Source organism: Pantoea sp. BR_17, assembly GCF_041955125.1.
Taxonomy (GTDB): Bacteria; Pseudomonadota; Gammaproteobacteria; order Enterobacterales; family Enterobacteriaceae; genus Pantoea; species Pantoea stewartii.
The window spans coordinates 17,255-32,705 of the sequence record NZ_JAVAXT010000016.1 but is presented as its reverse complement, the minus strand read 5'-3'; the positions used below and the strand labels follow the sequence as shown (position 1 = coordinate 32,705).

The following is a 15,451-nucleotide window of genomic DNA, read 5'->3' as shown; positions in this document are numbered from 1 at the left end:
GGCACCTGACAAAAAACAGGCAGGCAGTGTAGCGGAGGGAGAAGGCGGGGAAAAGGCCCGTGACAGCCGAGGTCACGGGCATAGGGCAGATTACTCTTTTTCTTCCCACGCTTGCGCGCGCGCAACGGCTTTTTTCCAGCCGGCGTAGCGGAAGTTACGCTCTGTGGTTTCAAGCGTTGGACGGAATTCGCGCTCAACGACAGCCTTAGCACGGACTTCATCCAGGTCTTTCCAGAAGCCAACGGCCAGACCCGCCAGATACGCGGCACCCAGTGCTGTGACTTCGCGCACTTCAGGACGCTCAACGCGCGTACCCAGAATGTCAGACTGGAACTGCATCAGGAAGTTATTGGCAACCGCACCACCGTCGACACGGAGTGACTGAAGACGTGTGTTTGCATCGTTTTGCATGGCTTCCAGGACGTCACGCGTCTGGTAAGCGATGGACTCCAGCGTTGCACGGATGATGTGGTTTGCATTCGCACCACGTGTCAGACCGAACAGCGCACCACGCGCATAGGGATCCCAGTAAGGTGCGCCCAGACCGGTAAAGGCTGGCACCATATATACGCCGTTAGAATCTTTCACTTTCATCGCGAAGTATTCAGAGTCAGCCGCATCGCTAATCAACTTCATCTCATCGCGTAACCACTGAATGGCTGCGCCACCGATAAAGACGGCACCTTCCAGCGCGTAGTTCACTTCTCCACGCGGGCCGCAGGCAATAGTCGTCAGCAGACCATGCGTTGAAGTCACCGCTTCGGTACCGGTGTTCATCAGCATAAAGCAGCCGGTGCCGTAGGTGTTTTTCGCCATTCCCGGCTGCACGCACATTTGACCGTAAAGCGCAGCCTGCTGGTCGCCTGCAATACCGGCGATAGGAATACGCGTACCGCCTTTACCACCGATGTTAGTCTGTCCGTATACTTCAGACGAAGATTTCACTTCGGGTAACATTTCACGCGGGATATCAAGAACATCCAACAGGCGTTGATCCCACTCAAGTGTGTGGATGTTGAACAACATGGTACGTGAGGCATTCGTGTAATCGGAGATATGCACACGTCCCTGAGTCATTTTCCAGACCAGCCAGGTATCCACAGTACCGAACAGCAATTCGCCACGTTTTGCACGCTCACGCGCACCTTCAACGTTATCAAGAATCCATTTCACTTTGGTGCCGGAGAAGTAGGGGTTAATCACCAGACCCGTGGTGTGCTGAATGTATTCTTCCAGCCCTTCACTCTTCAGCTTGTGACAGTAGTCAGCGGTACGGGGATCCTGCCAGACAATGGCATTATAAACCGGCTTGCCCGTTTCTTTATCCCAGACGATGGTCGTTTCACGCTGGTTCGTAATGCCGATAGCGGCGATTTCATCAGAACGAATATCAGCATGGGCCAGCACTTCTACGAGCGTTGAACTCTGGGACGCCCAAATATCCATAGGGTCATGTTCTACCCAGCCCGCTTTGGGATAGATTTGAGTAAATTCGCGTTGCGATACCGCCACAATGTTAGCGTCATGATCCAGCACAACAGCGCGTGAACTGGTTGTGCCCTGATCCAGAGCGACGATGTATTTTTTATCGGTGGTAGTCATAAATTCATTCCTGATGATAAAAGTGGAACTTACGCTTTACGTTCATGCGCGGACGCAATCGGTTTGTCAGTAGTGGGTGAGGCAATCACCGCGCCGGGCAAATGGCGACCAATCAGGGCGCGATAACCAAAGGCACCCAGGCAAGCACCGACCAGTGGACCAAAAATTGGCACAAGGAAATAAGGGATCTGATGGCCGCCCGTAAAGGCAACGGAGCCCCAGCCAGCCAGCCATTCGAAAACTTTAGGTCCGAAATCACGAGCCGGGTTCAGCGCAAAGCCGGTCAGTGGACCCATTGAACCGCCAATCACCGCTACCAGCAGGCCAATCAACAGGGGTGCCATTGGACCACGTGGAACGCCGTTGCCGTCATCCGTCAGCGCCATAATCACAGACATCAATACCGCGGTGATGACCATTTCTACCAGGAACGCCTGGCCCACGGAAATCTGTGGATTTGGATAGGTAGAGAAAATGCCGGCCAGACTCAGGCTTTCAACTGAACCGCGCACTATGTTATGACTTTGTTCGAAATTGATAAACAAGCTGTAGTAAAGACCATATACCAGCGCTGCGCCACAGAATGCGCCTGCGACCTGAGACAGGATATAAGGCACGACTTTACGGCCTTCAAAATTAGCGAAAAGACAAAGTGCAATCGTAACGGCTGGATTGAGGTGGGCGCCTGATACGCCAGCACTGAGGTAGACCGCCATTGAAACGGCTAAACCCCAGACGATACAGATTTCCCATTGGCCAAAAGAGGCGCCAGCCAGCTTAAGCGCGGCAACACAACCCGCGCCGAAAAACAGGATCAAACCGGTACCCAGAAATTCGGCAATACACTGACCTTTGAGTGTGGTTGTAGTCTGACTCATGATAGTTGTTCCTGAAGCGAGGTTAAATTTTATCAGTTTTTGTTCTCAGTCCGTGAGTCACCCATCTTCGTTGTAGGGCTGATGTTAATTTATCGTTAACGAGCATAAACGAGAAATAGCGAAATTGATTTTTGTGTGGCGCGTCAAAAAAATGCGCGTTTTCGCGTGTTTCAGTTTTCTTTAAGCGCCATTGAGTGCCTTTCTGCGGGCTTTCTTCAGGCTCTGACAGTAATGCGCGCAGCAAAAAGTGGTTTTTAGGGATAGGCTGAAAAGTGGTACTGACAGTGGACTGCAGGCCTGCGTTGCTGGACTTGCGGGATGAGGCTACATACAATCGGGACAACGTTGCTGGTAAACGCCTTGTGTGCGAAAGCTGGCATCATCAACGCCTTGCAGGATTTTAGGAGAGGTCAGAAAGATGTCATTTGAAGTGTTTGAGAAACTGGAAGCGAAAGTACAGCAGGCGATTGATACTATCACCTTGCTGCAAATGGAAATTGAAGAGCTGAAAGAGCAGAACAACAACCTGCGTAATGAGGCGCAGAACGCAGCCGGCAACCACGAAGCTCTGATGCGTGAAAATCAGCATCTGAAAGAGGAGCAGCATGTCTGGCAAGAACGCCTGCGTGCCTTGTTGGGAAAAATGGAAGAGGTTTAAGCCTCTGCTGATACAAAAACGGGTGCCACTGGCACCCGTTTTCGTTTGCAGACATTATTCAATATCAAGCGGGTCTTCCGACAAAATCATACCGGTGTTGTCTGCATACAGGTGATCGCCTGAGAAAAAAGTGACGCCACCAAAATTCACGCGCACATCGCTTTCACCAATCCCTTCGCCCGCTGCGCCCACCGGAATGGCTGCAATGGCCTGGATACCAATTTCCAGCTCTTCCAGTTCGTCAACCTGACGAACTGAACCGTAAACGACGATGCCTTCCCACTCATTCTGTGCTGCCAGACGCGCAAGTTGTGCATCCACTAACGCACGGCGCACTGAACCGCCGCCATCAATTAACAGTACGCGACCCCGGCCATTCTCTTCCAACAGATCGTAAAGCAGGCCGTTATCTTCAAAGCATTTCACTGTGGTTATCTGACCGCCGAATGAGGTCCGCCCACCGAAATTTGAGAAAAGCGGTTCAACAACATTCACTTCTTCGTGGTAGATGTCGCAGAGTTCAGAAGTATCGTATTTCATAAGGGTTTCGTCTGTTTGCCACAGGAGCGCTAAGTATATCGCTTTATGCTAATTGTTGGCAAAATCATCAACCGTAAAAAAACGGTCCTGCATCAAGCGCATGCAGAAAAAAGCCCAGACGTAATGTCTGGGCTTTGATACAACGCATGGATGCGGAGTGTTACAGAATAAAGCGGCTTAAATCTTCATCTGCAACCAGTTCATCCAGATGCTTGCCGACGTAATCAGCATCGATGGTTACGGACTCTCCACTGCGATCGCTGGCATCGTAAGAAATATCTTCCATCAGGCGCTCCAGCACGGTATGCAGACGACGCGCACCGATGTTTTCGGTCGTTTCGTTGACCTGCCAGGCCGCTTCCGCGATACGGCGAATACCATCGTCGGTGAAGTGGATGTTCACGCCTTCGGTATTCATCAGTGCTTTGTACTGTACGGTGACGGAGGCATTTGGTTCAGTCAGAATGCGCTCGAAATCATTGACCGTCAGCGCCTGCAGTTCAACGCGAATCGGTAAACGGCCCTGCAGCTCAGGAATCAAATCAGACGGGCTGGCCACCTGGAATGCGCCCGAGGCGATAAACAGGATATGGTCAGTTTTAACCATGCCATGCTTTGTCGACACGGTACAGCCCTCTACCAGTGGCAGCAGGTCGCGCTGGACACCTTCGCGCGAAACATCGGGGCCACCGGCGTTTTGGCCGCCGCGTTTACAGATCTTATCGATCTCATCGATGAAGACGATGCCGTGCTGTTCAACCGCGTCGATAGCATCCTGTTTCAGTTCTTCCGGGTTAACCAGCTTAGCCGCTTCCTCTTCAATCAACAGCTTCATCGCTTCTTTGATTTTGAGTTTGCGTGGCTTTTGCTTTTGACCACCCAGATTCTGGAACATGGACTGTAGCTGGCTGGTCATCTCTTCCATGCCCGGCGGTGCCATGATTTCTACACCCGGCCCTGTTACGGCTAAGTCGATCTCGATTTCTTTATCATCAAGCTGGCCTTCACGCAGCTTCTTACGGAAAGACTGACGCGCAGATGAGGGCTCACTGGTGTGTTCAGCCTGTCCCCAGTTATTTTTTGCCGGCGGGATGAGGACATCCAGGATGCGCTCTTCCGCCATTTCTTCTGCGCGGTATTTGTTCTTCTCAATGGCCTGGCTGCGCACCATTTTAATCGCGGAGTCCGTCAGGTCGCGAATGATGGAGTCGACTTCTTTACCGACATAACCCACTTCGGTGAACTTGGTGGCTTCCACCTTGATGAAGGGGGCGTTAGCCAGTTTTGCCAGTCGGCGAGCAATTTCCGTTTTACCTACACCGGTCGGGCCGATCATGAGAATGTTTTTCGGTGTCACTTCGTGACGCAACTCTTCATCAAGCTGCATACGGCGCCAGCGATTACGCAGCGCGATGGCCACGGCGCGCTTGGCGCTGTCCTGACCAATGATAAAGCGGTTCAGTTCGCTGACGATTTCGCGTGGAGTCATTTCAGACATGGTTAAATCCTTACGACTTAGACGTTAATTCTTCAAAATTAACGTTGTGGTTAGTGTAGATGCAAATATCGCCAGCGATATTCAGCGATTTCTCAACGATGTCACGTGCGCCCAGCTCTGTATTCTCCAGGAGTGCGCGCGCCGCCGCCTGAGCGAAGGGACCGCCTGAACCGATGGCAATAAGATCGTTTTCAGGCTGAATGACGTCACCATTACCACTGATAATCAGCGAGGCGGATTCATCGGCCACCGCCAGTAGCGCTTCAAGACGGCGCAACATCCGATCGGTGCGCCAGTCTTTCGCCAGCTCAACGGCCGCTTTCACCAGATGGCCCTGATGCATTTCAAGTTTACGTTCGAAGAGTTCAAACAGGGTAAAGGCATCGGCGGTACCGCCAGCGAAGCCAGCAATGACTTTATCGTTGTAAAGACGACGCACTTTTTTAACGTTGCCTTTCATTACGGTATTACCGAGCGTAGCCTGGCCATCACCGCCAATCACTACCTGGCCGTTGCGTCGAACACTTACTATTGTTGTCACGGGCAGACCCCTTTTACTGTCGGAAAAAAGCTCCGCGCACAAGGCGCGGAGGATCATGCAGACAGATATGGGGCGGGTTTGACGGGTTTCAACCCCCAATGGCGAGCGGAATGCAGCCGGAATGGCCTGACGCACGCAGACGTTTCAGCGTACTGTCGGCACTGGCCCGATCTTTAAAGGGCCCTACCACCACACGGTTCCAGCCGCCGCCGGAGGTGAGGCGACTTTCAAAACCTTCGAACGCCAGGGCAGCACGCACGGATTCAGCCTGTTCTGTTCCCTTGAACGAACCGCACTGCACCATCCAGCGTTGCGATGCCGCTTTTTCAGCAGGTTTCGTTTTCGCCGTATCCTGTGTCTTAGGCTGGGCGGTAGGTTCGCGTGTCACCGGCGCAGGTTGTGACTGCTGCTGGGTATTCTGCTGTTGCTGGCGCTGCGTATGTTGTTCCTGAATCTGCTGGCGCGGCTGTTGTACCTGCTGCTGACGTTGCTGCACCTGCTGTTGCTGACGCTGGAATTGTTGCACCTGTTGTTGATGCTGGTATTGCTGAACCTGTTGTTGATGTTGCAGCGTTTGCTGCCGCTGTGCCGGGGTTTGCTCGTTCCACGGGACTTCGTTCAACTGGGTAGGCTGCTGGCGCATATCTGCCTGCATTTGTTCCAGCAACTGACGTTGCTCATCCGTCAACTGGGTATGTGACTGGACTTCGCCACCCGAGGTTGGTTCGCTGGGCGTTGGAACGGTAACCTGACGATTTTCAAGCTCTTTTATGTATTTCCAGCGTTCTTCAGGCTTGGGCGGCAAGCCATTACCGTTGGCTTTATGATCCGTAATGACCGGCACATCTTCCTTCTTATGATGCGCAAGGAACCATAAACCACCGGCAAAGGTCACTAATACAGCCACCGCCAGTACAATCATAAGTTTAGAGGTGCCTGAACCGCTTTTCGTTTTTTTACCACGGCTGGGGCTTTTCTTGCGACGCGTCCCTGTTGAACGCCCGCGGCCTACATAATCTTTTTGTGCCACTCTCGTCCTGATACCCTTCAAAATATGATGCCATTTGGGCGAATCCGTTGTTACCACACGCCCGGCAAGGAGCCCGCCATGTTACTTAAGGGCTGGAACTTTGACCAGCAATGATAGCCCTAAGAATCTCCTGAAAATAGCGGAACATTTTCTGTATCAACGCCCCATTTTTGCCAATGTTGTGCTACCGCGTATCACTAATTCTGCGTCGAGTAACTTTGACCCGCTCCGCGTGCCTTTCCCCTGAAGTTCGTTCAGCAGTAACAGCACCGCTTCCCGGCCAATGTCAAAACAGGGTTGTTTCACCGTGGTCAGCGGCGGTTCGCAGTAGCGCGACAGCTCGATGTCATCGAATCCCACCACGGACAGGTCTTCCGGCACACGTAAGCCCAGTTTTTTTGCCTGACTGATGGCACCGATGGCCATGATATCGCTGTGACAAAACAGGGCCTGCGGGGGCTCGGCTAAGGTCATGAGCTGATTGATCGCGGCCACACCTGATTCGAAAGTGAAATCTCCCCGAACAATACAGGTCGGATCGACGCTAATCCCGCTGCGTCGTAACGCCTGTACGTAGCCCTGCAGACGATACTGACACAGGGCGACATCTTCCGGACCGGCCAGGCAGGCGATGCGTTTATGGCCTAACTCCAGCAGATGGTTAACGGCAACAAATGAGGAGGTAAGATTGTCGATATTCACCGTCGGCAACGACATCTCGGGATCGAACTCAATCGCCATCACCATGGGCGGAAGATTACGTTGTTCGTCCGGGCTGACGTCAAAAGGCAACTGCGCGCCCAGCAGCACCATGCCATCAATCTGACGTGTCAGTATCAGGTTGAGAAATGTCCACGCCTGCGGTTTCTGATGCGCACAATCGCCGATAAGCACGAGATAACCGGCTTCTGAGGCGGCGACTTCAACGCCGCGAATAATGTCGCTGAAAAAGGGATCGCAGATATTGGGGACGATCAACAAAATCGTTTGTGTGTCGTTGCGCCGGGAATGTCGTGTCATGCTTTGCGACGCATAGCCTACGGCCGCGACGGCCTGTTCCACCTTTTGACGGGTGGCCGAAGAGACTTTTTCGGGATTCATCAGCGCACGCGACACGGTAGCAGTGGAGACGCCGGCTTTTTCTGCGACGTCTTTCATGGTGGCGGCGGCCGGCGGTTGATTCTGATCCAACACATGCTCCTGATGCGTAATCGCGCATTCAACGTTCGTATCGACGGGTATAAAAACAAGCCGGGCACTATTGTTATCGATTGGCCAACAAGGCTGTTACTTAATTTGCATAAAAATTGTGACTTATGCGACGTATTTCGATCCCGCTCGCAACCTGGCCGGCCTTAACTTTCGGTAGGATCGACATCCAGCGTCCACTTCACCTTTCGTGAGGCGGGCAAGGTTGTGACCAGCGGTAACGAACTGCTCAGCAACTGTTGCAGGCGTTTACGCGAGGGATGCTGAACCAGTAACTGCCAGCGCCAGCGGCCACTGCGTTTGGGCTGCAAGGCAGGTAACGGGCCCATAAACCACATTGACGCATCGTTATGCGGGCTGGCTTCCAGCATATTGCGTAGCTGTTGCAGAAATTCTGCAGCCTGATGATTATCCATGTCTTCTGCCCGGAATAAGGCATGGTGCGTCCAGGGAGGTAAAAAGACCGACTGGCGCTCCAGCAACGTTTGTTGTGCGAAAGCGAAGTAGCCCTGATGCAGCAGCGTTTGCAGCAGGGGATGATCAGGATGATGGGTTTGCAGTAAAACCTCACCTTGCTTACCGGCACGTCCGGCACGTCCGGCCACCTGGGTATACAGTTGAGCAAAGCGCTCCGCAGCACGGAAATCGGCTGAGAACAAGGCACCGTCTACATCCAGCAGCGACACTAAGGTCACATCCGGGAAATGATGACCTTTTGCCAGCATCTGCGTGCCAACCAGAATACGCGCGCCCCCGCGATGAACGTCGGCGAGGTGCTGTTCAAGAGCGCCTTTTCGGCTGGTGGTATCACGGTCAATGCGTGAGACAGGGACGCCGGGAAAAAGGGTGCCCAGCTGTTGCTCCAGCTGTTCCGTGCCCACACCGACCGGCAGTAAATGTGTTGAACCACATTGCGGGCACTGATGCGGCAGCGGTCGTTGACTGTCACAGTGGTGGCAACGCAACTGGCGGTGATGCTGATGCAGCGTGTAATAACGGTCGCAGCGCTGGCATTCGGCGATCCAGCCGCAATCGTGACAGAGCAGAGCCGGCGAAAAACCGCGGCGGTTCAGAAACAGCAGAACCTGGTTATCGGCTTTCAGGTGCTGACGCATTTTGAAGATCAGGGCGGGTGCCAGGCCACCAGTAAGTTGTGCCCCTTTCAGGTCGATCAACTGCTGCAGTGCCGGTTTAGCATTGCCGGCACGCTTCATCAGATCAAGCTGGCGATATTTACCGTTACGCACGTTATGCAGGGTTTCCAGTGCCGGCGTTGCGGATCCCATGACTACAGGAATGTTTTCTTCATGCGCGCGGAAGACAGCCAGATCCCGTGCCTGATAGCGCCAGCCTTCCTGTTGCTTATAGGAACTGTCGTGCTCTTCATCAATAATGATCACGCCCGGTCGCGCCATGGGAGTAAAGAGCGCGGAACGCGTACCAATAATAATGGCGTTTTCCCCCCGTCGCGCCCGCAGCCACACGGACAGACGCTCGCTGTCATTAAGTCCCGAATGCAGGACATCCACCGGCGCGTCAAAACGTTCACGGAAACGGGCAATGGTTTGTGGCGTCAGGCCAATTTCCGGTACCAGCACCAGTGCCTGTTTCCCCCGCGCCAGCACATTTTCCAGTACGCTGAGATACACCTCGGTTTTACCGGAACCTGTAATTCCTGCCAGCAGCCAGGCGGCATAGTGCTCATCTTCTCCCCGAATGGCGCCCACCGCAGTCGCCTGATCGGTGTTCAGGCGCAGACGCTCACCCTTTACCGCAAACGCGGTTCGCCAGTCATGCATTTGCGGCTGGTGCTCGTGCAATTCGCAAAGCCCTTTCGCGCGCAACGCCTGCATAGCCGCCTCGGTCAGGTCATGTTCACTGACTTCATGACGATAGAGCGGTTGCTGGCGCAGCACCGCCAGACCTTGCTGCTGCCTGGGCGCGCGTTTAAGACTTTCCGGGGACGTCGCGCGGCCCTGTTCCGTGATTTCCCAGCGCCACAGGGGATCATCCTGAGCCGGTTTACCTTGTCTGAGGAGTACCGGAATGGCATGGCTGAGCACCTCACCCAGCGGAGAGTGATAATAGTCGGCTGCCCAGTGAAGAATGCGCCACAGAGAGGACGGAAACAGGGATTCCCTGTCCAGGACGGTAAGCACCTGTTTAAGCTGTGAGGTCGCCAGATCGCTGCTGTCAGAGAACGCCACCACAATGCCGATCATTTTCCGGTTACCAAACGGCACGATCACGCGACCGCCAGTCACCGGCTGCACACCCTCAGGCGGCAGATAGTCAAAAAGGCGGGGAAGGGGAACGGGCAGGGCAACCTGAACAACGGGCATAACTTTCTCTTTCCGGTTCATCTGACAGGGCGATTAGTGTACACGCTGGCGCACAGGACGGATATCTCAGGCGACATTTGCAGCAGCAAACATTAGCCTGTATAATATGCCGCCTTCGGTAGGAAAGACCTTACCGGAGTACACCATTAATGTTCAATCGCGTGTGGTGCTGCGCAGGTTTCGTCCTGGCGCGGAGAGCGACACGGCCTTCTATGAGGTTTCCCATGAAACAAGGTATTCACCCTAAATACGAAGCAGTTACCATCAACTGTACTTGCGGTAACGTGATTCACACTCGCTCTACGCTGACTCACGAACTGAACCTGGACGTTTGTGGTAAGTGCCACCCGTTCTACACCGGTAAGCAGCGTGAAGTTGCCACTGGTGGCCGCGTTGACCGCTTCAACAAGCGTTTCAGCGTGCCAGGCACCAAAAAATAAGAAACGGCATTCGAACATTTGTTCGGCGGCAAGAAAAACCCAGCTCAGGCTGGGTTTTTTTATGTCTGGCTGACTCAGTATTCCCAGGTGTCCGGGTCAATGCCCATCTCGCGCATAATTTTCTTCGCTTCTTCCGGGATTTCGTCGTTACGTTCTTTACGCAAATCGACATCATTTGGTAACGGTTGTCCGGTAAAAGCATGCAAGAAGGCTTCGCACAGGAGCTCACTGTTGGTCGCATGGCGCAGGTTATTCACCTGACGACGTGTCCGTTCGTCAGTCAAAATCTTTAACACGCTCAACGGAATAGAAACCGTGATTTTTTTAACCTGTTCGCTCTTCTTGCCGTGCTCAGCGTACGGGCTGATATATTCGCCGTTCCATTCAGCCATGGGATACCTTAATCAATAAAAGTTAAAAGTTACGAAATCAGCCGATTATGCCTGATTTTCTTCTACCGGACCCCTTCTCTGGCGGGTTTCTTCGTCCAACACAGGAAGAAAATGGGTTGAACGCCAGCATGGGCGCATAATTTTAGCGGTTATTGCGGCCATGCTCAATCTATACGCAAAGACATTTGGATGTCCAGATGTGTTGACGTCTAAATGTAAGCTGATATCCTGTGGTCAGTTTATTTCTCACTTCAGGAACAGTTAGCCCTATGACGCGTAAACAGGCAACCATCGCAGTGCGCAGCGGTTTGAATGACGACGAGCAATATGGCTGCGTTGTCCCGCCCATCCACCTTTCCAGCACCTATAACTTCCATGATTTCAATGAGCCGCGAGCCCACGATTATTCTCGTCGTGGTAATCCTACGCGCGACGTTGTGCAACGCGCGCTGGCAGAGCTGGAAGGCGGTGCGGGCGCGGTATTGACTAATACCGGCATGTCCGCCATTCATCTGGTCACAACGGTTTTCCTGAAGCCTGGCGATTTGCTGGTGGCACCGCACGACTGCTATGGCGGCAGCTACCGTCTGTTCGATAGTTTAAGCAAGCGCGGTGCTTATCGGGTGAAGTTTGTCGATCAAGGCGACAGTGCCGCGCTACAGGCTGCGCTGGACGAGAAACCTCAGCTCGTATTAGTAGAAAGCCCCAGTAACCCGCTGCTGCGTGTCGTCGATATCGCGGCCATCTGCGACGCCGCGCGTAAAGTAGGCGCAGTAAGCGTTGTGGACAACACCTTTATGAGTCCGACGCTGCAAAATCCGCTGGCGCTGGGCGCAGATCTGGTTATTCACTCCTGTACCAAATATTTAAACGGGCACTCCGATGTCGTGGCTGGCGCTGTCATTGCCAAAGATCCTCAGGTCGCGACCGATCTGGCGTGGTGGGCGAATAATATTGGCGTGACCGGTTCCGCTTTTGACAGCTACCTGCTGTTACGTGGTATGCGTACGCTGGGTCCGCGTATGGCCGCTGCTCAGCGTAATGCGTTAGAAATTGTTGCTTATCTGAAGCAGCAGCCCCTGGTGAAAAAGTTGTATCATCCTTCTCTGCCAGAAAATGCCGGGCATGAAGTCGCTGCGCGTCAGCAGCGTGGGTTTGGCGCCATGCTCAGTTTCGAACTGGATGGCGATGAAGCGCGCTTGCGTCGTTTCCTGAAAGCGCTTGAACTGTTTACGCTGGCTGAATCACTGGGTGGCGTTGAGAGCTTAATCTCGCATACCGCGACCATGACGCACGCTGGCATGTCTGCAGAAGCCCGTGCCGCAGCAGGTATTTCTGAAACATTGCTCCGTATTTCTGTGGGGATTGAAGACCACGAAGATTTAATTGCCGATTTGGATAATGCATTCCGGATCGCAGCAGAGGATTAACCATGACGATTTCAGCAGGCGCAGGAACGCCAAACAACAGACAGCTCCACAAGTTTGGTGGCAGCAGCCTTGCCGATGCACGCTGCTACCAGCGTGTTGCCAGCATCATGGCGGATTACAGCCAGCCAGGCGACATGATGGTGGTCTCAGCCGCAGGTTCAACGACCAATCAGCTGATTAGCTGGCTGAAACTGAGCCAGAGTGACCGCTTGTCCGCGCATCAGGTGCAGCAGACATTACGTCGTTATCAGAGTGAGCTCATCAGTGCCCTGTTGCCTGCCGAAATCGCCGAACCTTTAATATCGGCCTTTATTCGCGATCTTGAGAAGCTTGCCGGATTACTCGATGGTACCGTTACCGACGCGGTTTATGCGGAAGTCGTGGGCCATGGTGAAGTCTGGTCGGCACGTTTAATGTCCGCTGTGCTGAATCAACACGACCTGCAGGCCTGCTGGCTGGATGCGCGCGATTTTCTGCGTGCAGAACGTGCCGCGCAGCCTCAGGTTGATGAAGGAAAATCCTGGCCGTTGTTACAAACGCTGCTGGCCCAGCATCCCCATAAACGTATCGTGGTGACGGGCTTTATCTGCGCCAACGATGCGGGTGAAACCGTGTTGCTGGGGCGTAATGGCTCTGATTACTCCGCCACACAAATTGGTGCGCTGGCCGGTGTGGGACGCGTCACTATCTGGAGTGATGTGGCGGGTGTTTACAGTGCCGATCCACGTAAAGTTTCTGATGCCTGTCTGCTGCCGCTGTTGCGTCTTGATGAGGCCAGTGAACTGGCGCGTCTCGCCGCACCGGTGCTGCATACCCGCACCTTACAGCCCGTTTCCGGCAGCGACATCGATTTGCAGTTGCGCTGTAGCTATCAGCCAGAACAGGGCTCAACCCGTATTGAGCGCGTCCTCGCTTCCGGAACGGGCGCACGCATTGTGACCAGTCACGATGATGTGTGTCTGGTCGAAATCCAGCTTCCCGGGCAGCACGATTTTACGCTCCTGCGCAAAGAGATCGATCAGTTGCTCACGCGCGCGCAGATGCGCCCACTGGCAATGGGCGTTCATCCTGATCGTCAGCTGCTGCAACTCTGTTACACCTCTGAAGTGGTTAACAGCGCCTTCACATTGTTACAGGACGCAGGCTTACCCGGGCATTTACAGTTACGTGATGGCTTAGCGCTGGTAGCGCTGGTCGGAGCAGGCGTGACTCGTAATCCGTTGCATACGCACCGTTTCTGGCAGCAGTTGAAAGATCAGCCGGTTGAGTTTGTTTGTCAGTCGCCAGAACATATCAGCGTGGTGGCGGTCCTGCGCGTGGGGCCGACGCAGCATTTAATTCAGGGCTTACACAGCTCCCTGTTCCGTGCCGAAAAGCGAATTGGCCTGATGCTGTTTGGCAAAGGCAATATCGGCTCACGCTGGCTGGAACTGTTTGCGCGTGAGCAGGAAACCTTGTCAGCACGAACCGGTTTTGAATTTGTGCTGGCGGGTGTGGTCGACAGTCAACGCAGCCTGCTGAACTATGACGGGCTTGATGCCAGCCGCGCGCTGGCCTTCTTTGACGATGAAGCGGAAACACGTGATGAAGAATCGCTGTTTCTGTGGATGCGGGCGCATCCTTACGATGATCTTGTGGTGCTGGACGTCACCGCCAGTAAACCACTGGCACAGCAGTATCTGGATTTTGCCAGTCATGGCTTCCACGTGATTAGCGCCAATAAGATTGCGGGCGCGTCCGACACGCAAACCTGGCGTGAGATTCGCGATGCCTTCGAAAAAACCGGGCGTCATTGGTTATATAACGCCACCGTAGGCGCAGGTTTACCCATCAACCATACGGTGCGGGATCTGCGTGAAAGTGGCGATACCATTCTGTCGATTAGCGGTATTTTCTCAGGCACATTGTCCTGGCTGTTCCTGCAGTTTGACGGGACGGTGCCCTTTACCGAACTGGTGGATCAGGCATGGCAGCAGGGCTTAACCGAGCCGGATCCGCGTGTTGATCTGTCTGGCGAAGATGTGATGCGTAAGCTGGTCATTTTGGCCCGTGAAGCGGGCTATAACATTGAACCCGATCAGGTACGCGTCGAGTCACTGGTGCCCCAGAACTGTGATGAATCCGTCGACCATTTCTTCGAGAACGGTGACGAACTTAATGAGCAGATGCTGCAACGGTTTGAAGCCGCTCAGGAAATGGGGCTGGTCCTGCGTTATGTGGCACGGTTTGATGCCAATGGCAAAGCACGTGTGGGTGTGGAAGCCGTTCGTCCTGAGCATCCTCTGGCAGCCTTACTGCCCTGCGATAATGTGTTTGCCATCGACAGCCGCTGGTATCGCGATAATCCTCTGGTGATTCGCGGACCTGGCGCGGGTCGTGACGTCACGGCAGGCGCGATACAGTCTGATATCAATCGCCTCGCGCAACTCCTCTAAACAGGTTTCAACACAGGTGCTCCGGCACCTGTTTTTTTGCCCTGTTTCTGCTCGCCGATGTCATAACGTGCGGTAACGTTTGCCTGCCTGTGGCGCCATTTTGACTGGCGCTGAGGTGAGCATCGGTCACGTTGAATGTCTGAACGTCTCACTATGTTGAGGGGGAAGCGTTGGGTGGTGGTGGCAGGATGCGTTTTTTTGCCGGTCAGCGCTAAACGGACAGATTACTCTTCATTCTTCCCGCCCCGGATCAGCGAAATGGCAGAGAAGCTATGGCATGCCATTGGTCACCTGAGCCTGCTACGAGCAGGGTGAATATTCTGTCACGCGAAAGGGTAAAAGACCGGCATTTCTACAATCTGAAAGGTGCGATACCTTTTGCCCCCGCGTCAGTTGGGCGACCTGTAATGGCGATATGAGGATGACGTTAACTGATACGAAACAGGGCGGTATCAA

13 protein-coding genes are annotated in these 15,451 nt (G+C 53.8%); 4 read left to right on the top strand and 9 right to left on the bottom strand.

Annotation, left to right across the window (positions count from 1 at the left end; genetic code table 11):
- Window positions 1-90: 90 nt before the first annotated feature.
- Window positions 91-1,602 carry a glycerol kinase GlpK gene (gene glpK, locus RAC60_RS20280; RefSeq protein WP_039342527.1) on the bottom strand — a complete coding sequence of 504 codons (1,512 nt, stop codon included), beginning with the start codon at window positions 1,600-1,602 and terminating at the stop codon, window positions 91-93.
- Window positions 1,603-1,631: 29 nt separating this feature from the next.
- The gene (locus RAC60_RS20275) at window positions 1,632-2,480 is read right to left on the bottom strand and encodes an MIP/aquaporin family protein (RefSeq protein ID WP_324029431.1); all 849 of its coding nucleotides are present in this window, start codon (window positions 2,478-2,480) and stop codon (window positions 1,632-1,634) included.
- 418 nt (window positions 2,481-2,898) lie between these two features.
- Here RAC60_RS20275 and zapB point away from each other — a divergent pair, with 418 nt between their 5' ends.
- Complete coding sequence (gene zapB / locus RAC60_RS20270) at window positions 2,899-3,138, top strand: cell division protein ZapB (protein WP_006121300.1); 240 nt, start codon at window positions 2,899-2,901, stop codon at window positions 3,136-3,138.
- 54 nt (window positions 3,139-3,192) lie between these two features.
- On the opposite strand, the gene rraA is transcribed toward zapB, so the two are convergent.
- The 6 genes from rraA to priA form a co-directional block, all read right to left on the bottom strand.
- A complete protein-coding gene (gene rraA / locus RAC60_RS20265) occupies window positions 3,193-3,678 on the bottom strand; it encodes a ribonuclease E activity regulator RraA (protein ID WP_006121301.1) in 486 nt (161 codons plus the stop codon).
- A 160-nt stretch (window positions 3,679-3,838) separates the two neighbouring features.
- Complete coding sequence (hslU, locus tag RAC60_RS20260; protein ID WP_006121302.1) at window positions 3,839-5,176, bottom strand: HslU--HslV peptidase ATPase subunit; 1,338 nt, start codon at window positions 5,174-5,176, stop codon at window positions 3,839-3,841.
- Window positions 5,177-5,186: 10 nt separating this feature from the next.
- A complete protein-coding gene (gene hslV, locus RAC60_RS20255; RefSeq protein ID WP_006121303.1) occupies window positions 5,187-5,717 on the bottom strand; it encodes an ATP-dependent protease subunit HslV in 531 nt (176 codons plus the stop codon).
- 88 nt (window positions 5,718-5,805) lie between these two features.
- On the bottom strand, window positions 5,806-6,747 hold the full coding sequence (gene ftsN / locus RAC60_RS20250; RefSeq protein WP_006121304.1) for a cell division protein FtsN: 942 nt from the start codon (window positions 6,745-6,747) through the stop codon (window positions 5,806-5,808).
- 156 nt (window positions 6,748-6,903) lie between these two features.
- Window positions 6,904-7,938: a DNA-binding transcriptional regulator CytR gene (gene cytR, locus RAC60_RS20245; RefSeq protein ID WP_058701581.1), complete on the bottom strand. Its 1,035-nt coding sequence runs from the start codon at window positions 7,936-7,938 to the stop codon at window positions 6,904-6,906.
- Window positions 7,939-8,102: 164 nt separating this feature from the next.
- Window positions 8,103-10,298, bottom strand: coding sequence for a primosomal protein N' (gene priA / locus RAC60_RS20240; protein WP_058701582.1), 2,196 nt, complete (start codon window positions 10,296-10,298; stop codon window positions 8,103-8,105).
- Window positions 10,299-10,522: 224 nt separating this feature from the next.
- Between priA and rpmE the strand changes: the two genes are divergently transcribed.
- Window positions 10,523-10,738: a 50S ribosomal protein L31 gene (rpmE, locus tag RAC60_RS20235; protein WP_006121308.1), complete on the top strand. Its 216-nt coding sequence runs from the start codon at window positions 10,523-10,525 to the stop codon at window positions 10,736-10,738.
- A gap of 74 nt (window positions 10,739-10,812) precedes the next feature.
- Here the strand turns inward: rpmE and metJ are convergent, their stop codons facing one another.
- Window positions 10,813-11,130, bottom strand: a complete 318-nt coding sequence (gene metJ / locus RAC60_RS20230) for a met regulon transcriptional regulator MetJ (protein WP_006121309.1) — start codon at window positions 11,128-11,130, stop codon at window positions 10,813-10,815.
- A 269-nt stretch (window positions 11,131-11,399) separates the two neighbouring features.
- On the opposite strand from metJ, the gene metB reads away from it, so the two are divergent.
- On the top strand, window positions 11,400-12,560 hold the full coding sequence (gene metB / locus RAC60_RS20225; RefSeq protein ID WP_006121311.1) for a cystathionine gamma-synthase: 1,161 nt from the start codon (window positions 11,400-11,402) through the stop codon (window positions 12,558-12,560).
- Window positions 12,561-12,562: 2 nt separating this feature from the next.
- A complete protein-coding gene (locus tag RAC60_RS20220; RefSeq protein WP_054632886.1) occupies window positions 12,563-14,995 on the top strand; it encodes a bifunctional aspartate kinase/homoserine dehydrogenase II in 2,433 nt (810 codons plus the stop codon).
- Window positions 14,996-15,451 lie beyond the last annotated feature (456 nt).